Origin of the sequence: Lacinutrix venerupis (assembly GCF_001971745.1) — a bacterium.
Classification (GTDB): domain Bacteria; phylum Bacteroidota; class Bacteroidia; order Flavobacteriales; family Flavobacteriaceae; genus Lacinutrix; species Lacinutrix venerupis.
Window position 1 is genome coordinate 2,554,090 of sequence record NZ_CP019352.1, and the last position, 24,114, is coordinate 2,578,203.

Sequence of the window (24,114 nt, forward strand, 5' to 3'; positions counted from 1 at the left end):
TTTATTTTCTAAAAACAATTATTGTGCCACACCGTTAATAAAGGTTTGTTGCACTTTTGTTAAAGGTATCTTTTCTTCTGCAATTTCCATAATATCTTGATTTAATATTATAAAATCGGCATACTTTCCTGTTTCTATACTTCCTTTTTCTTCTTCTTCAAAATTAGAATAAGCAGCCCAAATAGTCATTCCTTTTAAAGTTTCTTCTCTTGACAAAGCATTTTCTTTTTGGAATCCGTTTTCTGGATATCCTTTTAAATCTTTTCTAGCAACTGCGGCATAAAATGTTAAAAACGGGCTTACTTGTTCTACAGGAAAATCTGTTCCTAAAGCTACTTTACCACTTTTATTTAACAAGGTTTTGTATGCATAAGCGCCTTTAATACGTTCTTCTCCTACTCTGTCCTTTGCCCAATACATATCGCTAGTCGCATGTGTAGGCTGTATAGAAGGTATTATATTTTGGTTTGCAAAATAATTAAAATCATTATCTGTTATTACTTGCGCATGCTCCACTCTCCAACGTCTATTTTTTTGATTTGCTAGTGTTTTCTCGTAGGTTTTTAACACAAAACTGTTTGCCGAATCTCCAATAGCATGTGTGTTCATTTGGTAACCTGCTTTATCTATTTTATGCGCTAGTGTTTTATATGCATCTGCACCAATTACCATAGCACCAAAATGATTATGAGCATCACTATAAGCTTCTTTTAAAGCTGCACCTCGAGAACCTAAAGCGCCATCTGCATAAACTTTTACAGATTGCACATTTAGTCTTTCGGTTTTAATTTTTCCTTTATTTAAGTAATAGTCAAGATTTTCTTTTTTATTACTTATCATGGCATAAACACGCATTTGCAACGTTTCTGCTCGTTGTAAACTATCTATTAACTCAATAACTTGTTTATCTAATCCGGCATCACTTACGGTAGTTAAGCCTAAATTTGTACAAATTTTTTGAGCATCTAATAACGCATTTACTTGTTCTTTTTTAGTGGGTTTTGGAAAAATAGCTTCTACTAACTCCATAGGATTATCTATAAGTATTCCTGTAAGATTTCCATTTTCTACTTTTATTTCTCCACCACTAACATTTGTTTTTGTTGTAATTCCTGCTAAATCTAATGCTGCTTGGTTACAAAGCATGGCGTGACCATCTATTCTTGTTATTGCAACAGGAGTGTTAGGATATAGTTTATCTAAAAGTGTTTTATTAGGATAAGTTTTATCTTCCCAATCGTTTTGGTCCCAACCTCTACCTATAATAAATGTAGCATTTTTTTTATTTTGGAAGTCAATAATTCGTTTCATGACCTCATCAAAACTATTTGTGCCTACTAAATTTACAGTTTGCAGATTTAAGCCTAATCCATAAAAATGACAATGCGCATCTATAAATCCTGGTACAATTGTTTTGCCGTTGGCATCAATAATATTATCTGAAGTGTAATTTTCTTTAATTTCTGAAGCACTACCTACTGCTACAAATTTGCCATTAGAAATAGCAAATGCTTCCGCTTTATTAAAATTTGAATCTACTGTATATACATTAGCGTTTACAACAATAGAATCTGCTGCTGTTTTATCTTGGCTACAACTTAATATTGCAAGTAAAGTAATAGCTATTATAAGGTTTTTCATCTCTATATTTTTGGATGCTAAATATAGGCATAAAAGTTTTATTACAAGATCACTAAATATTGGTTTAAGAGATTATTCTTTTATCTCTAATAATAGCTATATATTAAAAATCAAACTTATATGTTCCTCCTGCTAAAAACTGAATACCTTGAACTGGAGTATTTTGCCATTTTGTATAGTTTTCTCCAATAAGGTTATTTCCTTTTACAAATACTGAAATACGATCGTTTACATGGTAGCCTACATGCGCATTTGCATCGAAATAACTATCTAAACTAAGCATTGTTGGCTCGTTTGAAATAACTGTTGTTCTTAAATCTGAAAAAACATCTTTTCGTTCTCCTACAAAGAACATACTTGCGCCTGTAAACCAATGCTCATTTATTTGATAATCCATAAATAAAGATGCTTTTATGTCTGGTAAGTTCCAAGCTTCAGCTTCATTTTTAGTATTGTAAACAAAGTACTCTCCTTTAATTCCTAATGTAAAATTTCTATTAACGTCTGCACTTAACTCTCCTTTAAAGGCTAAAGTTGTAACATCGTCGTAAGTTATTCCAAAAGAATTACCATATGTATAATCTTGTACTGCAGTTAATGGATTATTAGTATATAAAGCTTTATTTTTTTCAGATTTATAACTACCACTAACAGCATAACCTAAGGTGTTTGATAGTTTTCCTTTTAAACCGGCATAAGCATTATACTGCTGGTCTGTTGGGACTATAAATAATGTTGGAGATACAAATGGATTTTGGTCTGCAAAATTATAATACGAATTTTGTATTAAACCTCCTTTTACACCTCCAAAAGCTACTATATACTCATCTACTAACCTATAGCTCGCACTAATATTTGGATAAATAAAGAAGCTGCTTTTACTTGCTTCGGTATTATTTAAATAGGTTAATACTACACCTAAATCTACAGTTAAATCATCTCTTTTTAGTTGATATGTTGGCGCTATACCTACTTGAATGTTACTGTAATTTACTTCTGCTGTATTAGCGTAGTTATTTTCAAAATTACCTCCTAAATAATCTAAACTTACTTCTGTAGAAACGATTTCGTCGCTAATATATAAATCTGCTGTACCGCTAAGTTTAAATCTATTTTCTCCAGATCCTTGGTTATCGCCAAAACGTCTAAATAAAACATTTGCGCCTTTAAAAATACCATCTTCTATATTTACTTCTCCTGTTATATGAGCGTTCGTATAATTGTGCCCAACATCTAGACTATTAGCTGTCACTTGGTTAAATAGCGGCTGTTGTAACCCATACCAATTAAAAGATTGCATACCAAAGCCTCCGGCAACGGTCCAATTAAAATCATTATTTAACTGAGAGTAACTTAAATCTATTTTAGAATCTAAAAAATCATCATTAGTTAATACATCATCTATTCCTCCAGCAGAAGAATGATGACTCAAGTGTGCACTAATATTCTCTCCATTGTTTATTTCGTGATTTAAATATACTTCGCCTAAAATAGTTGTATATGTTCCAACACCTAATGTTGCATAATTATCGAATAATTTTACCTTTTTTGCTTTATCAACCACCGCAGCTTTTCCTTTTGCAGGTGTAAATGTTGAGGCTACTGGAAAGGAAAATATATTGTATTTAACTTCTTTTTTTGTAGAAGTTTCTTCATCATCCAACGTTGGCACTTCTTTTACTTTAAAAGCATCTGAAATTGTTGGCGTATAAGGCTTTATTACATTAATTACATCTGGATTTAACGTGTCTTGTTCACGTTCTTGTGCAAATGTTAATGTTGTTGCTAAAACTATTATTATTAATAAGAATTGCTTTTTATTAAACATATATTCTTTTATTTATTTCTTAATTTAAATTTGAAAGGAGTTAAATTATGGTAACTGTACAATTTTTTAATCCTCAGTTTCTACAGAGGCATTTGTTTTAGCCTGTTCTGTTTTAATTATATTTAACTCTTCCTGAGCTTCTGCTATTACATCTGGAAACTCTGTAAAGTTTTTAATAACACTTTCTAAAATATAAGTTGCTTGAAAGGCATCGCCTAAAGCATATTGGTTTTTTGCCATAATTATTAAACCTTTTGAGCCGTATAATTTATAGCCAGAAAAATCTTTTGCTAAACGTTGTACTATTGCATTTGATGTTTCATAACTACCTTCTTTATTTCTAAAGTAAGCGTTATAATATAATGCTTCGGCTGCTGTTTCTCCAGTTGCTGTAAGTTCTACCTCTGAATAAGCTTCTTTTGCTTTAACCTCATCGTTTGTTTGTATTGCAGAACGAGCAATAATAACATATGCATCGCTTTTTACTTTATTATCTAAGTTTGTATTAGTTAGTACTTTTTCCGCGTAAGCGACAGCAGCATCATACTTTTTTAATTGGTAATTTGCCTGCATTAAATTAGACTGTGCAAATAAACTATTTTGAGGAAAATTAGATTCGGTCTCTAATCGTTTTAAAACAGGTATAGCTTCTTCCCAGTTTTTTTGATCTAAAATAATTTGTGATAAACGTAATAAAGCTTCTTCTGTAAATTCACTTTGTGAAGCATTTAAAACTGATTTATAATGTGGTTTTGCATTCTCTTTTAAATCTTTTTTGAAATATAATTGTGCTAAATAAAAATGCGCTTGGTTTGAATGTAATCCGTTTTTAAAATCGTTTAAATAATTATTAAACAATTTAATAGCATCGTTTGTATTACCATCTAAATATTTTTTTTCTGCAGATTGGTACGTGGCATTATCTAAATCTACATCTGTAACTTCTACATATTCTAAAGTTTGTACCCAAGCTGCATAATCGTCTACAAGACCTAAATCTATATAAATTGAACGTGCTGTTGCTACTGCTTGATTTGCTTCTGGAGAATTAGGATAATTTGCAGCTACTTGTTTTAACTTAGTTAATGCCTGCTCATTCTCACTTTTATTGTAATAAACTAAACCTTGGCGTAATAACGCTTTAGATGTAAATGTTCCATTACTATAATCTGAAATTATTTGATTATACATCTCCATACCTTTAGACAAATCACCAGATTTAATATACTCATTCCCTAATGTATAGATAGCATCGTCACGTAATTTTGACGTTGGATATTTAGTTATAAAAGTTTCTAAATCTGATATTTTTTTATCCGTTTCTTGTAAAAAACCATAACTCATTGCTTTTTGAAAAAAAGCATAATCCATTTCAATTTTATTAATTTTTAAAGCTTCGCTATACATTGCAATAGCGTTTTGATAGGAGCTTGTAACAAAATAACTATCTGCTAAACGTAAGTAAGCATCGTTTAATCTAATTTTATCTTCCTTATTTTTTTCTATAAAATTTTTAAAATACTGCACAGCTTGCGCATAATCTTTTTGTTTAAAATACGTATAGGCTAAATTATAATCTAAGTTTTTAAACTCTGAAGCTTGACTTGCGTTTGTTTGTTGTTGAAACTGTTTAAAACCAACTAAAGCATCATCATAATTTGTTAAGTTATAATCTGCCTCTGCCTTCCAAAATGTTGCTTTAGCAGTATATTTTGAATCTTGCTGTTCTTTTAAAGAAGCATCGAACATATTTTCTGCCTCGCTATAATTACTTTCATTATATAATTCAATTCCTCTATAATAAGCTACTTTTTGGTACGCAACCTTGTTCTCGAAACTGTTTTTCCCTTTTAATAACTCTAAAGCTTCTTTATAGTTTTTTGAAGTAATGTAAGAGTCTATTAATAACGCTTCGAGTTCTTCTCTATATTTAGTTTTAGAATATTTATCTAAATAGCTAGTTAAAACCTGTGGTACAGATTGATATGGGTTTCCTATTTGATAACTAATTTTAGCATAATTAAGCCATGCATCTTCTTGGATTTTTAAATCGTAAGTCATTTGTGAAGCATTTCTAAAAGCATTTAACGCTTCTTGCTTTTTATTTAAATTCACATAACTTTCTCCTAAATGGTAATAGGCGTTTTGAGCTACACTATTATTTCCATCTATAATTTTGTTAAATTCTGAAATAGCTTTATCGTAATCTTTTTGCTTGTAATAAGCATAACCTAATTGATAGTAATCGGTATTATTCCATTTACCTTTTTTACCTTTATATTCGTTTAAATACGGAATAGCTTCAGTATATTTTTGTAGGTTAAAATAACTTTCTCCTATAATCTTATTAAGTTCAGATACTTCGTTTACATCGTTAGTACTTTCCAACTGTGCTTTTGCTAATTCAATTGCCTTTTCAAATTTCCCAAGTTTAAAATTTAAATCTGCTTGATAATAGCTTAATTTTTCTTTGTACTTATCCTCTCCTTCAACCTGTGTAAAATATTCGTTTGCTTTATCATAATCATCACCTTCATAAGCCATAAAACCAATATAATATTTGGCTTGAGATCCATATTTTTGAGAATTTTCAACACGGTTTAAATACTTTTTTGCAGCTGTAAAATTTTTAGTAGAAAAAGCTGTATAACCTCTATTAAAGTTAAATTTTTCAAGTTCTTTTTGCGATAGCGCATTTTCATCTACTTTACTATACCATTTTTCGGAATGCGCAAATTTTCCGTTTTCAAAATAGTAATCTGCAACGTCTACAAAAGCTGTATTTCTTTTAGTACTTGTCGGGTAATCCTCTACAAATTCTTCTATTAAAGTATCTGCATTTCTTTGGTTTAAACGTACTGCACAATTAGCAATGTAATAAGCACAGTCAGACTCTATCGCTCTGTCTGTTGCTGTTTTTTTTATTTCCTTAAAAGCTGCCTGAGATGCTAAATATTGCTGATTGTTATATAAAGCTAATGCTTTTTGATAGGCTACAAAATTGTTTGTGTAAGCTGCAGATTGCTGCGCAAAAGAAGTTAAAGCTAGACTTAATACAAAAAAGAGAGAAATTATATGTTTTTTAGTCATCGACTAGGTGTTTTAAATTTAAAAATCAAAGATAAATTAATCCTAATATGTTAACGTTAGAAATTTGTTATAATTATAAACCAACTTATTAAAAATTGAAAAAATAACTTTTGTGCTTAAACTTATTAATGATACTTTTACCAAGTAATTTCAATATATTTTATGGTAGATTGTTGTATTATTATTCCTTGTTTTAATGAAGCAAATAGACTTGATATTGAAACTTTTAAAACGTTTCAAAAGCAAAATAATGCATTCAATTTACTTTTTGCTAACGATGGCAGTACAGATAACACTTTTGCTGTTTTAAATAGTTTAAATGAAGAATTACCCAATGTTTCCATTTTAAATTTTGAGACAAATTCTGGTAAAGCAGAAACTATTAGAAAAGCAGTTTTACAAACCAATAAAAAATACAACTATATTGGCTATCTTGATGCCGATTTATCTACCTCTTTATCTGAGATTTCTAGACTTCTTAACATCGCCAAAACTAAAAATAAAACTTTCGTTTTAGGCTCTAGAGTAAAGGTTTTAGGTGCTTCTATTAAACGAAAGTTTTATAGACACTTTTTTGGGAGAATGGTTGCCACATTTATAGACTCACTAATATTAAAATTAGATATTTACGATACACAATGTGGAGCAAAAATTATAAAAAGAGATTTAGCGCTCTCCATTTTTAAAGAACCTTTTAAAACAAAATGGCTGTTTGATGTAGAATTATTGGCTCGAACAAAAAAACTACACGGAAAAGCGTATTGCAAATCTAACATTATAGAAGTCCCACTTAATCAATGGCATGACACTAAAGATACCAGGATATCTTTTATAGATTTCTTAAAAACACCTTTTGCATTGCTTAAACTTTATAGTAATTATGCTAAATAAATTACAAGTATTTATTAATAAACACGCATTAATTATCTTATTAATTTACGCGCTAATAGCACGTATTTTTATTGCTCTGCTTTATAATAATATAAGCATTTTTCCAGATAGCCAAGATTATATTGTTTTGGGCAATTTACTTTCACAATTTAATATTGAAAACTATGCAGGAAATAGAACTCCCGGCTATTCGTTATTAATTGCGATAGCTAATAACAGCTTATTAGTCACCATATTTTTTCAATTGTGTTTAGGAGTATTAAGCACTTATTTTTTATTCGATTTTTCTTTAAGAAAAACTAAGAATAAAACAACAGCTTTTTGGATTACATTTATAACCACTTCGTTTTTACATTTTCTGTTTTATGAATTTGCAATTTTAACCGAAACGTTAACCGTTTTTTTAGTCATTTTCAGTTTTTGGATTATTGAAAACTATAAATTATTTATGGCTGAAACCTCTAAAAAATATTACCTCTTGCTTTCTATTATTTTAAGCTGGTTATACCTTACAAAACCATTGTTTATTTACTTTAGTTTAGGTTTTGCTTTATTTTATTTAGTTAAACATTTTAGAAGTAATTTAAAACATACCATTTTAAAAAGTATGTTAGTTATTCTTATTCCTTTTCTTACTTATTTTTCATGGAACAATTTTAATAAAAAGAATATTGGATATTTTACAAACACTTACTATTTTGGAATAAATCTAGCTCAAACTGCAACTTCTTTTTTTGATAAAGCTCCAGATGAAGATGCGTTGATTCGCGATATTTTTACCAGAAAAAGAGATTCTATAGCAGCTTTCGCTCCAAAAAAACTACCAATGAGTGTTTGGTTCGCATACGATGAGCTTATTGAAAAAACAGAGCTTTCACCTCAAGATTTATCGGCAGAACTTGGCAGGATTTCTAAGACCTTATTTAAAGAACATCCAGATTTATATGCCAAACAAGTTTTTAAATCTTTCTATTTATTTTTTGGAAATGCAGATAGTATGAAATGGAATTACAAAAAATTTGCTAATAGCAAAGCTAAAATTTTGTTTGGTTTATTTTGGTCTCAAATTCAAAAACATATTTTAATACTATTTAATATTTTGTTTATTATTTTCTCTTTAAAAACACTGTTTTTGTTTTTTAAAACAAAATGTAAAGTTTTTAATTTCAATCTATTTATAGTTTGTATTGTATTCTCTGGTGCATTAGCACAAGCTTTAGTTGCTTTTGGATCGAATAGTAGGTTTGCATTTCCATTTTTACCGTTAATTGTTTACTTTGTTGTTATTAATTTTTTAGATTTGAAGTCTAAATACTTTACATAAAAATAACTACAAATATATGTCTCAAACTGTTCTAGAATTTAAAGATGCTTCTATTTTTCAAGGCGAAAGCTTAGTTTTATCTAATGTTAATGTGGAAATTAACAAAGGTGATTTTGTCTATTTAATAGGAAAGACTGGTTCTGGAAAAAGTAGTTTTATGAAAACCTTATATGCAGATATCCCTTTAAAAAAAGGCGATGGAAGTATTGTAGACTTTAATTTAAAAACTTTAAAGGAAAAAGATATTCCTTTTTTAAGACGAAAATTAGGTGTTGTTTTTCAAGATTTTAAACTCTTAACAGATAGAACTGTAAATGCTAACTTAGAATTTGTTTTAAAAGCCACAGGATGGAAAGACAAAAATAGTATGGCAACAAGAATAGAAGAGGTTTTAAGTAAAGTTGGCATGAAAACTACTGGCTTTAAATTCCCTCATGAACTTTCTGGTGGAGAGCAACAACGTATTGCTATTGCACGCGCACTACTTAATAATCCTGAGCTTATTCTTGCCGATGAACCTACAGGTAATTTAGATCCGCAAACTAGTGTTGAAGTTATGGAAGTTTTACAGGATATTAATAAAAATGGAAACACTATATTAATGGCGACGCATGACTATGCTTTACTATTAAAATATCCAAGTAAGACTTTAAAATGTGATGAAAATCAAGTTTTTGAGGTTGTACAACGCAAATCCTAATTACTTATTTTTATAAACGTGTGGATTTTTTCGGACTCCTTTTTTAAAAATTTTTCTTACAAGCATTCTTAAATTAGCATCACAATCTAATATTAGATTTGTAACTGTTTGGTTAGGCCTACCACGAAATTTAGTAACATGAAACTTATCGGTTTCACATAAAGCATTATCACTAAAATAGTAATTAGAAATACAGCAACGGTTATTATCTACCTTTACTTTATTTACAGAATGCCATGAACTAGAATGTGTAGCCATGACAATTAACCTATTAAATTTACTTTCTAATTCAATAGCATCGTTTTTAGGTCCGTTGGGCCAAAGCTCTAAATGTCCTCCATTTTTTTGTTCCCAATTAGGTGTTACATAATATAATAAGTTTAAAACTCTCCAACGTGCTCGGTTTGCATCGTGAGAATTATCTAAATGAGGATTTAAAAAATTATCTTTAGCCATTAAAGATAAACCTCCTGCATACAATGATTCATCTGCATACAGCACAGGAATACTACAAATATCACCAATAAGCTTTACTATTCTTTCATCTTGAAAAGCATAAATTACATGCTCTAAAAGCGGATGATGTTTATCCATTTGGGCAGACACATGTTTATACTCGCGTAAAGACTTAAGCATTTTCATTTGTTCAGGTTTAGGAAAAACCTTTGCACACTCCAAAGCTAAATCTTCTGGTAAAACATTGTCTATATAAAAATAGCCAATTGCCTCTTTGCTTTTATTAAACTGATCTATTAAAGATTGCTTATTGGCAAAAATATGATTGTAAATAACATCTGAAATGGCCTGCTTATCCAAAAGAAAAATATAAAAAATTAAACTATCGCAATTTACCAATTTATTAAGAATTTAGGTGTTAAAAATTTAAAAGACAATTTCTTATTTCTTACTATTAAAAAGCAGTATTTTTAAAGCTGAAAAAAAATATGCTCTCAGTATTAATTCCAACATATAACTATGATGTTTCAAAACTAATTGCAACAATACATTTGCAGTTAAGCAATTGCAATGTCCCTTTTGAAATTTTGGTTTTAGAAGATGGCAGCACACAACACATTAATTCTACAAATAATTTAAGCAACACCACTGTTTTAGTAAATAAAACAAATAATGGACGAGTAAAAGCACGTCAAGAATTAGCTTTAAAAGCAAATTACGAATGGCTTTTATTTTTAGATGCGGATGTTTTACCTAAATCTAAATCTTTTATATCTAATTATATAGACGCTATAAAACTAAAGCATGATGCGTATTTTGGTGGTTTTGCATATTATAAGGCTAAACCCAAAAAACAATATCTTTTACGCTGGAAATACGGAACTACAAAAGAAGAAGTTATTGCAGTTAAAAGAAACTTATCTCCATATAAAGTAATAATTTCTGCAAATTATTTAATAAGAAAAAAAGTATTTAATACTGTTAACCTTAAAATTGAAGATAACAAAGGCTATGGCTTCGATAATTATTTTGGTGCATTACTTCAAAATAACAATGTTAATATTTACCACATAGATAATGAAGTATATCATCTTGGGATAGAAGAAAGTAGTCTTTATTTAAAAAAGAAAGAACAAGCAGCATTAACCTTACTTCATTTTTACAAAACTGAAGGTTTTAATAACCACAGTAATGATTTGCTGCGTTTGTTTTCAAAAATTAAAACATTAAAATTGGTTTGGCTTTTTAGTTTATTTTATAAATTATTTAAAACTAAAATGAAAAAAAACTTATTAGGTAAAGCACCATCAATTTCTTTATTACAAGCTTATAGAATTACCTTTATGTGTTATGCTTACAAACACATTATTACTGCTTAGATTTTAAAAATTCGGTATATTCTCTTATATAATCTGCCTCACTATAAGTTTCTGATGCAACTACTAAACAGACTGCTCCAGACGAAAAATTATCGAGTTCTCGCCAAATACCATCTACAATTAGCAATCCTTTATCTGGTTTATTTAATGTAATTGTTTTCTGGTTTTTACCATCTTTAACCACCACATCAAAACTACCACTTAAAGCCACTAATAGCTCATGACAATTTATATGAGAATGTCCACCTCTACTCGCATCACTTGGCACATCAAACAGATAATAAATACGCTCTGCCTTGTATGGCAAAACTTCATTTTCAATAACACATAAATTACCTCTTCTTTTTGCATCTATTATTTTAGGTATATCTATTATTGTAACATTATCTATTGTTGTTTTTTTCATATAATTACCTTGTTTCTTGACCCGATTTTAATAATTTTTTATATGCTGAAATACCTTGCAATCCAACCTTTAACTTTTTAAAAAACATTTTATTATTAATAAGTCTTTCTCTTTTAATAAGCAAAAGATAATGTACAACTTTTAAATAAGCTTTAAAACCGTGATATTTATAAAAAAGAGCACTTCTAGCAAACACTAGTCTATCGCTACCAGAATCTCTTCCCGAACTATTAATTTTATGAGATAATATATAAGCAGATTCAAACCATAATTTTAAACCTGCTTTTAAACAATCTCTTAAAAAAACATACTCTTCTCCTGTTTTAAACATAGAACCTAAACCAAAAAAAGGATTAAAGGTTATATTTTTATATTTTATATTATTTAATTTAAAAGCTATAACAACAGAATTAACTTGCTTTATAGAAGATTCGTTATGCCACTTGCTTATAGTATATTTTTTAAAATCTTTACCAATAAGATCTTTCATTTTAAATGTAATAACATCGCTATTATTGTTAACAATAAAACTATTGAGTATTATTTTATCAAAATTTACATTATAAATAACATCATCATCTGCTATTAAACAAATATCACCAATCGCATTTTTTAAAGCTAAGTTTCTACTATTTGAAAGACCTTTTTTAAAGGAATTAATTACACGAATATTTTTAAAATTAGACGTTAGTAAACAATCCTTAGTGGTTTGATTTATAATGAGTAAATTATAATCCTGATAATTTTTATTAGGAAAAAGATGCGCTAAAAAATCTAAAGAATTTCTGTTCATGGTAGACAACAGAATTTCTAAATTTAAATTAGTTTTGGTAGCATTACTCATTAATATATCTTTGAAAACAAATGTATAAAATATAAATGAAGATTCTATTAGTTGGAGAGTATAGTAGACTACACAGTTCTTTAAAAGAAGGCTTAGTAGAACTTGGGCACAATGTAACAATTGTAAGCTCTGGCGATGGTATGAAAAAATTTAAGACAGACATTAATTATAATTCTAAAATTAAATCTTCGTTATTACTAAACAAGTTAAACAACTTATCCATTAGATTTTTTAAAACTGATTTTATTAAAATTGAAAATGCTTATAGGTTTAAAAAATTATTACCACAGTTTAAAGGTTTTGATGTTGTACAATTAATAAATGAAGATGCTTTATTTATTGAGCCAAAAACACAAATTAAATTTTTAAAACAACTTATTTCTCAAAACAAAAAACTCTTTGTTTTATGTTGTGGAGACGATTACACAGTTGTAAAATACTATTTAAAAGAAGAACTTAAATACTCTATTTTAACTCCATATTTAAATGATAAGTCTTTAAAACATAGATTTGTATTTTCTCTAAAATATACTACCGAACCTTTTAAAAAACTTCATGATTTTTTAAAAACAAATAGTTTAGGAACCATTGCATCAGATATAGATTACCATATACCCATGCAAAATGAAATTAATTATTTAGGCTTAATTGCAAACCCGATTAACATCAAAAAAATTCCATACAATCCACTTAATATTAATGGTAAAATCAATATTTTTTTAGGCATTAATACACATTCAAGTATAAAAAAAGGAATTTCTTTTTTTGAAAAAGCTTTACAAATTATCCAAGATAAATATCCTGAAAAAGTATCTATTAAGATTACAGAAAATTTGCCATACAACGAGTATATAAAAATTTATAATGAAACTCATATTCTACTAGATCAAGTTTATGGTTACGACCAAGGTTACAATGCCTTAGAAGCTATGGCTAAAGGCAAAGTAGTGTTTACTGGTGCAGAACAAGAATGGTTAGATTATTATAATTTAAAAGAAAATACTGTTGCAATTAATGCTTTACCAAATGTCGATTATTTAGTAGAAAAACTAGAATGGCTAATTTTGAATCCGGATAAAATTCTTGAAATTTCTAAAGGAGCAAGAAGGTTTATTGAACGTGAGCATAATTATATTTCGTGTGCAAAATTATACCTCGAAAAATGGAATAAATAATATTAAAGTGTTTTAATAATTTTTGCAGGATTCCCACCAACTACTACATTAGAAGGAAAAGACTTTGTAACTACAGAACTTGCTGCTACAACAGAATTTTCTCCAATAGTTACACCTTTAAAAATTGAAACATTATTACCTATAAATACGTTTTTAGAAATTAAAACACTTTCTTTTTTTTGGGTATTATTATTTCGGTTGGATGGTTCTAAATTATGAAAATCACTATCAATTATTGAACAATTGTAGCCAATTAAAACATTATCTTCTATGGTTATACTTTTTTCTGAAACAACGCTAAATGAATTATTAATATTTATATTATTTCCAAATGATATAACTGCATCATTACTTCTAGCTTCAATATAAGCATAAGTATTATAAAATAATGGAGAATTAATAACTCCTATATTTACTTTATCACCAAACTTTACATGTCCTTTTCCTCTAATAACTACCGGTTGGTGCGCTTTAAAATTTCCATCAATATTATTATTGCTAGATTTTACAGCACAGACTGCTCTAAATATAAAAAAGTAAATTTTTGATGCTAATTTATTAATCATCGTTTTCTTCGTTTTTAGGCAATACTCCAAAAAGAGAACTACTAAAAATTAATAATACTATTCCGTAGTGCAAGACAAAAGTAGCAAAATGTGCAATAGTGGCACCAACAACTCCAAATGCATCAATAAAATAAATACTTGTTAAGTATAAAACAGCAACAGAAAAAGCTTCAACTATAATATAATGCCAAAACATTTTTTTGGCTAAAAATTGGTAAGTAATTATCATAGATAATACTTTAATAAAATCTCCTAATAATTGCCATAAAAACAACTCTTCAACTGGCTGAAATTCATTTGTAAATAATATTTGAATAATAAAATTTCTTAATAAATAAATAACTGCCAAAATTAAAGCAAAGACTGGTACAATAGTTTTATAAAAATTAAACACTTCTTTTCTAAAACCTTTTATGGTGTTTATCTCAGAAAATCTTGGTAAGATATATAAAGCTAATAGAGAACTTATAAACATTAAATAGTATTTAGAAATACGGTTCATAGCTTCCCACATCCCTGCTTTTTGCAGTCCTAATTCATCGGTTATATAGCCTCGAATTTTTACTGCTATAAATGGTAACAATATAGCCGAGAAAAGTGCCATTACAGAATAAGCACTTAATTTTTTTACATATCCGAAATTAAAATTTGAGGCCTTTATTAATGGTATAAAATTTTGCCTATTTAGTATTCCTACTAATGTTATTAAAAATAACATTGACTCTGCAATAACCACTGCTATTAATGCACCATCTATTTGATTTTGCCAGATTAAAATTATAGTAATAGCAGCTCCTAATATTTGCCCAAAAATATTAAAGAGGATAAGGTATTTAAATTTTGAAAAGCCATTAAGTATAGAAAAAGCCATCATATTTAATGCGTAGAAAGGTAATACAATAGCAAATATTCTTATTACATATCCATAGTCGTTATATTCTTTAAAAAGGTAGGTATTAATTTCTTCTGAGTAGTAATAGCTAAAAATACTAACAAGACCGGTAGCTATAAAGCCAAGATATAATGTGGTAGAGAGTATTTTACTAAGCTCCAATTTATTAGTTTTAAATTGAGCTACATATTTAACAACACCATTATACATCCCTAAAATAGAAAATGTACGTGCAGCGCTAGCAAAATCTCTTAAATTACCAATGAGTGCTAATCCTTCTGCACCAACAAAAATAGCTATAAATTTAGAGGTTAAAAATCCAGAAATAATTTTTATAAATACAGAGACAGAATTTAGAGAAGCAACCTTAACTAATACATTATTATCTATATATTTTAAAATAAATTTCAATTAATATGTATTAATAGCGGTTATTACTTTTAAAACTTGCTCCTGAGATAAAACAGGATTTATAGGTAAACTTACACAGTTTTTATGAATAAATTCGGTAACAGGTAATTGTAATTTAGAAAACATATGTAATGCTTTTTGTTTATGAGGTGGTTTAGGATAATGTATGGATGTTTGAATGCCTTTATCCAATAAAAACTCCATAAACTTACTTCTATTTTCTACTAAAATAACAAATAAATGAAAGTTATGGTTTTTTGAACCATTATAAAACGGAAGCTTAATTTTTTCATTTTTTATTAGAGATAAATATTGTTTAGCTATCTCTCGCCTCCTTTCGTTATCTACATTTAAATAATCTAATTTTATATTTAGAAATCGTGCTTGTATCTCGTCTATTCTATTGTTAACTCCAAGTCTTACGTTTTGGTATTTTAAAGCCGAACCATAGTTTCTTAGCTCTAAAATTACTTCTGCAAGTTCGCTATCATTGGTTGTTATAGCACCAGCTTCACCAAGTGCTCCTAAATTTTTACTTGGATAAAAACTAAATGCAGCAGCATGACTTAAGTTACCTGCTCTTTTCCCAAATTCATTTTCAGCTCCATGAGCTTGAGCAGCATCTTCTATTAATAATAATTTATTGTTTTGTGCTAATTTTAAAATAGCTTCGCTATCTGCTAATTGGCCATATAAATGTACTGTTAATATTGCTTTAGTTTTATTTGTAATATGGTTTTTTATTGTAGAAGCTTCCCAATTAAAAGTATCTAGATTTGGTTCTATAAAAATAGGTTTTAAGCCAACTTCTAAAATTGAAATTATAGAAGCAATATATGTATTGGCTGGCACTAAAACTTCATCTCCAATTTTAAGTTTACCTAATTGCATATAGGCCTTAAAAATTAATATTAAAGCATCTAAACCATTACTAACACCTATGCAGTGCTTTGTTTTGCAATAGTTTGCGAAATTGTTTTCGAAAACAGTTGTACCATCTCCCAACACATAATATCCAGAGTCTACAAACTGTTGAAATTCTTTTTTTAATTGAACATCAAAGCGTGCATTTATTTTATGTAAATCTAGAAACTTAATCATTTTATAATATTTTCTAAATTAATTTCTGAATTAGTATTAATATTATAAGTACGCTGTGGTATTAAATAAGCTCCAAAACTTTCTTTCCAATATGCTAAACCTTTATCTATTTTATAAGAATTATCTGTTGATGAACTGCCAAAGCTAATAAACTTATAATGTGAATATTTTTTTATTATCGCATTAAATAAAAAATCTAATGCACCGGTTTCATTTCTATCCTCCTTTCCAGAACTATATTGAAAATGCACGACATTATCTGTAATAAACAATACTACTCCTGCTTGAATACCATTAGTATTTGCTGCAGCATAAAACTTAATTTCATTTGGGAATAGAGATTTTAACAAGTTTATCTCTTTAAAACTATGAATTGGTTTTACTCCAAATTTTACTTTCAAATTTTTAGTTAAAATATGCTCCCAAAAAACATCTAGCCCAGTTTGTAAAAGCTTCATATTACTTTCAGCTTTTTTTATACCTCTTAATCTATTTCGATTTGGTTTATAGTGTACCAAATCATCTAAAACATAATAACTATTATTTACAACTACTTTGTAGTTTAATTCATGTAATAAATACTCAAACTCTTCTGTTAAATGTTTATTGTAAATAAAAGGTAATTGTTTTATAGAAACCTCTATAATTCCTTCGGTTTTTAACCAGTTTAAAAGCGCCTTAAATACTTTTAAATACTCAATTGTTCTAATTTCTTTTAAAACAACTAATCCGCCATAACTTAAGCCTTGATGGGAAAATAATTTATTCTCAATTCTATTTGCTGGTAATACTGCTATTAATTTTTCATCTTTAAAGACTATAAGCGAAAAATCTTGAAATCTATCGCTATGGTATTCCATAAACTCACGCTTAAATAAAAAGGTACTATTCTTTGCTTTGGAGATAAAGTTGTTCCAAATATTTAGATGTTTTGCTGAGTATTTATGAACAGTATAAATAGTAAAAATTGTTGGTTAGGGTATTGCAAAATACAATTTTTTTAATTTTTCGAACAAAAAGAGCAACTAAATAGTGGCTTTTAAAATTATGCTAAAATTGGATTATGCTTTTACTTCCGGTTTTTTGATAAAGGAGTAGTAAAAATTAACACAAAAAATAGCAAAATTAGCTATTATTATTGGCAGACCTATTCTTAATGTTGGCATTAAAAAACCATAAATAATAAATAAAATACAACCTGTCATGTTTACCATGCGTAATTTTTTTACATCTTTCATCGTAAAAGAAAGTAACACCATAAATGAGGCTAAGTAGCCTATGTATTCTGTACCAGTAATTCCAAATAATTCCATAATCTTCAAATATTTTATTCCGCTTAATTTAAGCTTTAACGGACTATTTTAATTTAAGTGTATTAGCGATATTTATATTAGTAAAAATCACAATTAATCTCATAAAAAAGAGAAATACCACAAGGTATTTCTCTTTAAACTATTTATTATAATTTCTTTTTAAAATTATATAATTTTATTTCTTTTACGCTCGTTTTCTGTTAAGTATATTTTACGTATTCTTAAGTGATTAGGCGTTACCTCAACATATTCATCTTTTTGGATATATTCTAAAGCTTCCTCTAAAGAGAATTTAATTGCAGGAACAATTTTAGCTTTATCATCTGCACCAGAAGAACGTACGTTAGATAATTTTTTAGTTTTTGTAATATTTACTGTCATGTCATCACCACGAGAATTTTCTCCAATAACCTGACCTTCGTAAATATCTTCACCTGGATCTACAAAAAACTTTCCTCTATCTTGTAATTTATCTATAGAGTAAGGAATAGCTGTACCTTTCTCCATAGATACTAACGATCCATTTTGACGTTCTGGAATACCACCTTTTAATGGTTGGTACTCTTTAAAACGGTGTGCCATAATAGCCTCACCAGCAGTAGCAGTTAATAACTGGTTACGTAAACCAATAATACCACGAGATGGTACTATAAACTCACAAACCATACGTTCACCTTTAGCTTCCATGCTTAACATTTCTCCTTTACGCATAGTAACCATTTCAATAGCTTTACCAGAAACATTCTCAGGTAAATCTATAGTCATTTCCTCAACTGGCTCACATTTAACACCATCAATTTCTTTAATAATTACTTGTGGTTGTCCAATTTGAAGCTCGTAACCTTCACGACGCATAGTTTCTATTAAAACCGATAAGTGTAATACACCACGACCAAAAACCATAAATTTATCTGCACTATCTGTATCTTGTACTCTAAGTGCTAAGTTTTTTTCTAATTCTTTAGCTAAACGGTCTTTAATGTGACGAGATGTTACAAATTTTCCGTCTTTACCAAAAAACGGAGAATCGTTAATTGTAAATAACATACTCATTGTAGGCTCATCAATAGCGATAGTTTTAAGTCCTTCAGGATTTTCAAAATCGGCAACAGTATCACCAATTTCAAAACCTTCTAAACCAACAATTGCACAAATATCACCAGTTTGTACTTCTTCTACTTTTAAACGACCAAGACCTTCAAAAGTATGAAGCTCTTTAATTTTATTTTTAACAATAGAACCATCTCTTTTAACTAAAGAAATATTTTGTCCTACTTTTAACTCACCTCTAGTTAAACGTCCAATTGCAATACGACCTGTAAAGCTAGAGAAGTCTAAAGATGTAATTAACATTTGTGTAGTTCCTTCTTCAATTTTAGGCTCAGGAATATGCTCAATAACCATATCTAATAATGGCTCGATGTTTTCAGTTTCTTTTTTCCAGTCATCACTCATCCAGTTATTTTTTGCACTACCGTAAACTGTAGGAAAATCTAACTGCCACTCTTCTGCACCTAACTCAAACATTAAGTCAAAAACTTTTTCATGCACTTCTTCTGGAGTACAGTTTTCTTTATCAACTTTGTTTACAACCACACAAGGCTTTAAACCTAAGTCAATAGCTTTTTGTAATACAAAACGCGTTTGAGGCATTGGGCCTTCAAAAGCATCTACTAATAATAAAACACCATCAGCCATGTTTAAAACACGCTCTACTTCACCTCCAAAATCGGCGTGACCAGGTGTATCAATAATATTAATTTTAGTATCCTTGTATACAACCGAAACGTTTTTAGACGTAATGGTAATACCACGCTCACGCTCTAAATCATTATTATCAAGAATTAAATCTCCAGTGTTTTCATTTTCACGAAACAGTTGGCAGTGGTACATAATTTTATCTACCAAAGTTGTTTTACCGTGATCTACGTGCGCAATAATTGCGATATTTTTAATTTTAGCCATAGTATTAGTGCCTTATTTTAAGCGTGCAAAGGTACTTAATTTTTATTGATTTATATACTTTTATTTTTTTTTTAAGCATTTCCTGTTGTAGCCTATTAAAATTAGTACTAAAATTTATGTAAAAGACTAAGCTACAAAAGGTCGCGTTATTTTATATATTCTTTTGTGCGCATTAGTGTGGGTGTAAAAATATCATTACAATTATAAAGTAATTATCACTTAATATTAAATAAAAAAGGAAAGGGAATCGCTAATGTAGGCTTGCTTAAAATCGGTTTTTTAGTATTATCTTTGCTGCCTTAATTAAGAACTTAGCTTATGCAATTGCAAGACATCCAAAAAATAAAACATACAGAGTCAAATAACTTCTTTTTATTATGTGGACCATGTGCCATAGAAGGAGAAGAAATGGCATTTAGAATTGCCGAACGTGTTGTAGAGATAACCAACAAACTACAAATACCATACGTATTTAAAGGAAGCTTTAAAAAAGCAAACCGTAGTAGAATAGATAGTTTTACAGGAATTGGAAACGAAAAAGCATTAGAAATATTAGCTAAAGTTTCAGAAAAATTCGACGTACCTACAGTTACAGATATACACGAAACTAGTGACGCCGCATTAGCTGCACAATATGTAGATGTATTACAAATTCCAGCATTTTTAGTACGCCAAACAGATTTAGTTGTAGCTGCTGCAAAAACAGGAAAAGTTGTAAACCTAAAAAAAGGACAGTTTATGAGTCCTGAAGCCATGAAACATGCTGTACAAAAGGTAAAAGATTCTGGTAGCGATAAAGCTTGGATTACAGATCGTGGTACTATGTTTGGCTACCAAGACATGATTGTAGATTTTCGTGGTATTCCAACCATGAGACAATATGCTCCAACAGTACTAGATGTAACACACTCATTACAACAACCAAACCAAAGTGTTGGTGTTACTGGTGGTAGACCAGATATGATAGAAACTATTGCTCGTGCAGGTGTTGTAAATAATGTAGATGGCTTATTTATAGAAACACATTTTGACCCTGCTAATGCAAAAAGTGATGGTGCAAACATGCTTCATTTAGATAACTTAGAAACATTATTAACTAATTTAACTGCAATACGCAAAGTTGTAAATTCACTTTAAATTTATTTTACCCTCTTTAATGAAACATTTACACACTAAAAAACTATTTCTTTTAGTTTCATTTTTTGCTACTCTTTTTGCATTTTCTCAAGAAGAGATAACAACCAAATACACAAGTTCCAATAAAGGTAAATTTTATATTAGTTGGGGAGGAAACAGAGAGGCTTACTCAAGATCTGATATTAATTTTAAAGGTGAAAATTACAATTTTACAATAAATAATGCATCGGCAGTAGATAAGCCTAAAGGTTGGCATATTGATTATATTAACCCAAGCCGTATTACCATTCCACAAACCAATTTTAAGTTAGGTTATTTTATAAATGATCATTACTCTGTTGCTTTAGGAATAGACCATATGAAATATGTTTTAAACGTAGATGATTTTAAAAGTATTTCTGGAACTGTTAATTTACCTGAACAAGAGCCTGGTAGTATGTTTAATGGTAATTATGATGGAAGCGACTATTTCATGTCTAGATATTTTCTTCAGTTTGAACATACCAACGGTTTAAATTATGCGTATTTAGAATTTGCAAGACATGACGATATTTCTAGCTTTATACATTTACCAAATACAGATAAATTCCAAATAAATATAACAGAAGGCCTTGGAGCTGGAGCATTATACCCAAAAACGAACACAACGCTACTTCTTAAAGAAAGATATGATGAGTTTCATTTATCTGGTTATGGTATCCATTTTAATGCAGGATTAAACTTTACTTTCTTTAAGCACTTTTTTATCCAAGGAGATTTAAGAGCTGGATACATAAATATGCCAGATATTAGAACTACCAGTAACACAAACGAAAGCGCCTCTCAACATTTTTGGTTTTTAGAACGTGTAATATCTTTTGGGACTATATTTAGAGTTTAGCATATTTAACAAAAGCTAACAACAAAATAAATTTTGAATCATTTTATACTTTACATTATAGGATATTTAATATTAAAAATTAGATATCCAAATAAAGAAAAACGTAATTATGTTTTAAAAAATATTTATGATAATGATTACATAAATGTTGGCGGTGAGCCTATTTTAAAAACTATAGCAATAGCATTAATCGTTCTTTTATTAATATTTTTTATTTCAACGGTTTATGCCATATTTAAACATGGTCCAACAACATTCTAATTTTTTTATTCTTTTTTATAGAAACCATTTTCTTCGCTGTTATTTACTTGTTGTAAAACAGAAATTAAAATAGCATCTTTTATATCTTCTAAAGATTTATAGCGTAAAGATTTTACAACCTTACGTTTCTCACTAAACAAATGCTCTGTATATTTAGTTATATAATTAGAATGCCAAAAAGCAACATCTACAAATTCATGTTTATGGCTTGCATTTAAATAGCATATTGGTTTTTTACCAACATAATAACAAGGAATTCTCCACTTATATTTTAACTCAACTTCTGGAATAGTATGTTCAATTATAACTTGAACATGTAATAACATGGCTCGATATGGCTCTGGCTGATTTAAAATATAAGCTTCGGCTGGATTCACAATTTTATATTTATTAAAATAAGGTAATTATACCAATAACTATTAAAGCAATTCCAATACTAGCTTTAAATGGCATTAACTTATCAGATAATTTATATAATGTATCCTTAAAAGCAGGAGCTTTAACTATAACATGAGTTAATAATAAAAAACCTCCTAATAAACTTATAATGTTAAATATTAATCCTCCATTACCAAATAATCTTATTAACGCTAAAACTACTAATGCTCCACCTATAATAGTTTGAAAAGGCGCTAAAGTAGCGGCTATTTTATTAAAGAAATTACGCTCGCCGTCCCACTTATCTAATGTCGCTAAACCTAATAATATTCCTCCTGCTATATTGGCTATTGTTAAAAGTGTAACTATCATGGTTTTATTTTTTTTAATTAGATTTTAAAATTAACCAAAATAATTTCTTGGTACAACATTGCTAAAAGAGAAATAGATAAAAATTATAAATTATTTAACTTGTTACATTTAAATAATTTAATTTACTTTGTAATTCAAAGTACTTTATTATGAGCAACAAAGATTATTTAAAAGACATCAGTGAGATAAAAAATCTCATGAATAAAAGTTCTCGATTCATTTCGTTAAGTGGTTTATCTGGCATTATGGCTGGAATATACGCTCTAATTGGTGCAGCAGTTACTTACTACTTAGTTAACACATATAGCTATGGAACATTACTTTTAGATGGCTGGATTTTTAGAACAGTTATGCTGGTTTTATTTTTGGTAGCACTATTTAGTATTGTTACTGGTATTTTTCTTACCACTAGAAAAGCAAAAAAAAATGGAGAAAAAATTTGGGATGCTTCTTCAAGACGTTTAATTTTTAATTTTTTAATTCCGTTAATAGCTGGTGGTTTATACATTCTAATTATTTTAGCCCAAGGAAAATATGGCCAAACTGGTGGTTTAATGCTTATTTTTTATGGTTTAGCTCTTGTAAGTGCATCAAAATATAGTATTGGTAATATTAAATACTTAGGATTTATTGAAATTATTTTAGGTCTTATTGCGGCATACTATCCTGGTTATGGGTTTTACCTTTGGGTTTTAGGTTTTGGAGTAATGCATATTATCTATGGTGCTATTATGCACTTTAAATACGATACAAAATGAATAGAATATTAAAAGTTGGAATTATTACTACAATTCTTATTTATTGTTGTGGTTTAACTTATGCTTATTATTCTAACAATAAATTTAAGGAGCAAGTTGCCTTTTACGATAAAGATAATAATGGGATTATTGATAATAAAGAAATAAACGAAAGTTCCATAGCTATTGTAAAACAAATGAGTAAGCGCAAAACTACAGAACAAGCTGTAGTTATGTTAATTCCTGTAGCCCTTATATTTGGATTATTTGCAGCAGGTGCAACTTTTCTTCTAAAAAAGATGAAGCGTATTGATCGAGAAGAAATAAACTACCAAAAATAAAACATTATAAAACACTCCTGTTAATC

24 protein-coding genes are annotated in these 24,114 nt (G+C 28.7%); 10 read left to right on the forward strand and 14 right to left on the reverse strand.

Going from position 1 to position 24,114, the window contains the following annotated elements; all coding sequences use genetic code 11:
• Positions 1-18 precede the first annotated feature (18 nt).
• The 3 genes from BWR22_RS11585 to BWR22_RS11595 form a co-directional block, all read right to left on the reverse strand.
• Positions 19-1,641, reverse strand: coding sequence for an amidohydrolase (locus BWR22_RS11585; protein ID WP_076733825.1), 1,623 nt, complete (start codon positions 1,639-1,641; stop codon positions 19-21).
• Between the two features lie 103 nt (positions 1,642-1,744).
• Positions 1,745-3,469 carry a TonB-dependent receptor gene (locus tag BWR22_RS11590; protein ID WP_076733826.1) on the reverse strand — a complete coding sequence of 575 codons (1,725 nt, stop codon included), beginning with the start codon at positions 3,467-3,469 and terminating at the stop codon, positions 1,745-1,747.
• A 66-nt stretch (positions 3,470-3,535) separates the two neighbouring features.
• Positions 3,536-6,559: a tetratricopeptide repeat protein gene (locus BWR22_RS11595; RefSeq protein WP_076733827.1), complete on the reverse strand. Its 3,024-nt coding sequence runs from the start codon at positions 6,557-6,559 to the stop codon at positions 3,536-3,538.
• A gap of 162 nt (positions 6,560-6,721) precedes the next feature.
• Between BWR22_RS11595 and BWR22_RS11600 the strand changes: the two genes are divergently transcribed.
• The 3 genes from BWR22_RS11600 to BWR22_RS11610 are packed head-to-tail and all read left to right on the forward strand — an operon-like array spanning position 6,722 to position 9,474.
• Complete coding sequence (locus BWR22_RS11600; RefSeq protein ID WP_076733828.1) at positions 6,722-7,450, forward strand: glycosyltransferase; 729 nt, start codon at positions 6,722-6,724, stop codon at positions 7,448-7,450.
• Entirely contained in the window at positions 7,440-8,774 is a 1,335-nt protein-coding gene (locus BWR22_RS11605; RefSeq protein ID WP_076733829.1) for a glycosyltransferase family protein, read from the forward strand. The genes BWR22_RS11600 and BWR22_RS11605 overlap by 11 nt, the downstream gene beginning before the upstream one ends.
• Positions 8,775-8,790: 16 nt before the next feature.
• Entirely contained in the window at positions 8,791-9,474 is a 684-nt protein-coding gene (locus BWR22_RS11610; RefSeq protein WP_076733830.1) for a cell division ATP-binding protein FtsE, read from the forward strand.
• Here BWR22_RS11610 and BWR22_RS11615 read toward each other — a convergent pair whose 3' ends face one another.
• Complete coding sequence (locus tag BWR22_RS11615) at positions 9,475-10,290, reverse strand: 2OG-Fe(II) oxygenase (protein ID WP_076734425.1); 816 nt, start codon at positions 10,288-10,290, stop codon at positions 9,475-9,477.
• Positions 10,291-10,418: 128 nt separating this feature from the next.
• On the opposite strand from BWR22_RS11615, the gene BWR22_RS11620 reads away from it, so the two are divergent.
• On the forward strand, positions 10,419-11,309 hold the full coding sequence (locus tag BWR22_RS11620) for a glycosyltransferase family 2 protein (protein WP_076733831.1): 891 nt from the start codon (positions 10,419-10,421) through the stop codon (positions 11,307-11,309).
• On the opposite strand, the gene BWR22_RS11625 is transcribed toward BWR22_RS11620, so the two are convergent.
• Complete coding sequence (locus tag BWR22_RS11625) at positions 11,299-11,715, reverse strand: sugar 3,4-ketoisomerase (RefSeq protein ID WP_076733832.1); 417 nt, start codon at positions 11,713-11,715, stop codon at positions 11,299-11,301. The genes BWR22_RS11620 and BWR22_RS11625 overlap by 11 nt on opposite strands.
• A 4-nt stretch (positions 11,716-11,719) precedes the next feature.
• On the reverse strand, positions 11,720-12,559 hold the full coding sequence (locus BWR22_RS11630) for a glycosyltransferase family 2 protein (protein ID WP_076733833.1): 840 nt from the start codon (positions 12,557-12,559) through the stop codon (positions 11,720-11,722).
• A gap of 35 nt (positions 12,560-12,594) precedes the next feature.
• Here BWR22_RS11630 and BWR22_RS11635 point away from each other — a divergent pair, with 35 nt between their 5' ends.
• Entirely contained in the window at positions 12,595-13,734 is a 1,140-nt protein-coding gene (locus BWR22_RS11635) for a glycosyltransferase (protein WP_076733834.1), read from the forward strand.
• A gap of 2 nt (positions 13,735-13,736) precedes the next feature.
• Here BWR22_RS11635 and BWR22_RS14495 read toward each other — a convergent pair whose 3' ends face one another.
• From BWR22_RS14495 to typA, 6 genes are all read right to left on the reverse strand, one after another.
• On the reverse strand, positions 13,737-14,300 hold the full coding sequence (locus tag BWR22_RS14495; RefSeq protein ID WP_076733835.1) for an acyltransferase: 564 nt from the start codon (positions 14,298-14,300) through the stop codon (positions 13,737-13,739).
• A complete protein-coding gene (locus tag BWR22_RS11645) occupies positions 14,293-15,603 on the reverse strand; it encodes an O-antigen translocase (protein ID WP_076733836.1) in 1,311 nt (436 codons plus the stop codon). Before BWR22_RS11645 ends, BWR22_RS14495 begins: the two co-directional genes overlap by 8 nt.
• On the reverse strand, positions 15,604-16,704 hold the full coding sequence (locus BWR22_RS11650) for a DegT/DnrJ/EryC1/StrS family aminotransferase (RefSeq protein WP_076733837.1): 1,101 nt from the start codon (positions 16,702-16,704) through the stop codon (positions 15,604-15,606).
• Complete coding sequence (locus tag BWR22_RS11655; RefSeq protein WP_083678299.1) at positions 16,701-17,564, reverse strand: hypothetical protein; 864 nt, start codon at positions 17,562-17,564, stop codon at positions 16,701-16,703. Before BWR22_RS11655 ends, BWR22_RS11650 begins: the two co-directional genes overlap by 4 nt.
• A gap of 201 nt (positions 17,565-17,765) precedes the next feature.
• Complete coding sequence (locus BWR22_RS11660; RefSeq protein WP_076733839.1) at positions 17,766-18,017, reverse strand: uroporphyrinogen decarboxylase; 252 nt, start codon at positions 18,015-18,017, stop codon at positions 17,766-17,768.
• A 165-nt stretch (positions 18,018-18,182) separates the two neighbouring features.
• A complete protein-coding gene (gene typA, locus BWR22_RS11665; protein ID WP_076733840.1) occupies positions 18,183-19,982 on the reverse strand; it encodes a translational GTPase TypA in 1,800 nt (599 codons plus the stop codon).
• 318 nt (positions 19,983-20,300) lie between these two features.
• Here typA and kdsA point away from each other — a divergent pair, with 318 nt between their 5' ends.
• The 3 genes from kdsA to BWR22_RS11680 are packed head-to-tail and all read left to right on the forward strand — an operon-like array spanning position 20,301 to position 22,260.
• Positions 20,301-21,119 (forward strand): 3-deoxy-8-phosphooctulonate synthase, encoded by an 819-nt coding sequence (gene kdsA, locus BWR22_RS11670; RefSeq protein ID WP_076733841.1) that lies wholly within the window; start codon positions 20,301-20,303, stop codon positions 21,117-21,119.
• Between the two features lie 19 nt (positions 21,120-21,138).
• A complete protein-coding gene (locus BWR22_RS11675) occupies positions 21,139-21,999 on the forward strand; it encodes a hypothetical protein (RefSeq protein ID WP_076733842.1) in 861 nt (286 codons plus the stop codon).
• Between the two features lie 33 nt (positions 22,000-22,032).
• Positions 22,033-22,260, forward strand: a complete 228-nt coding sequence (locus BWR22_RS11680; protein WP_076733843.1) for a hypothetical protein — start codon at positions 22,033-22,035, stop codon at positions 22,258-22,260.
• Between the two features lie 5 nt (positions 22,261-22,265).
• On the opposite strand, the gene BWR22_RS11685 is transcribed toward BWR22_RS11680, so the two are convergent.
• Both BWR22_RS11685 and BWR22_RS11690 read right to left on the reverse strand, forming a co-directional pair.
• Positions 22,266-22,637, reverse strand: coding sequence for a DUF1801 domain-containing protein (locus tag BWR22_RS11685; protein WP_076733844.1), 372 nt, complete (start codon positions 22,635-22,637; stop codon positions 22,266-22,268).
• A gap of 13 nt (positions 22,638-22,650) precedes the next feature.
• On the reverse strand, positions 22,651-23,010 hold the full coding sequence (locus tag BWR22_RS11690) for a hypothetical protein (RefSeq protein WP_076733845.1): 360 nt from the start codon (positions 23,008-23,010) through the stop codon (positions 22,651-22,653).
• 149 nt (positions 23,011-23,159) lie between these two features.
• On the opposite strand from BWR22_RS11690, the gene BWR22_RS11695 reads away from it, so the two are divergent.
• A complete protein-coding gene (locus BWR22_RS11695) occupies positions 23,160-23,768 on the forward strand; it encodes a hypothetical protein (RefSeq protein ID WP_076733846.1) in 609 nt (202 codons plus the stop codon).
• A complete protein-coding gene (locus BWR22_RS11700) occupies positions 23,765-24,088 on the forward strand; it encodes a hypothetical protein (protein WP_076733847.1) in 324 nt (107 codons plus the stop codon). Before BWR22_RS11695 ends, BWR22_RS11700 begins: the two co-directional genes overlap by 4 nt.
• Positions 24,089-24,114: the final 26 nt, after the last annotated feature.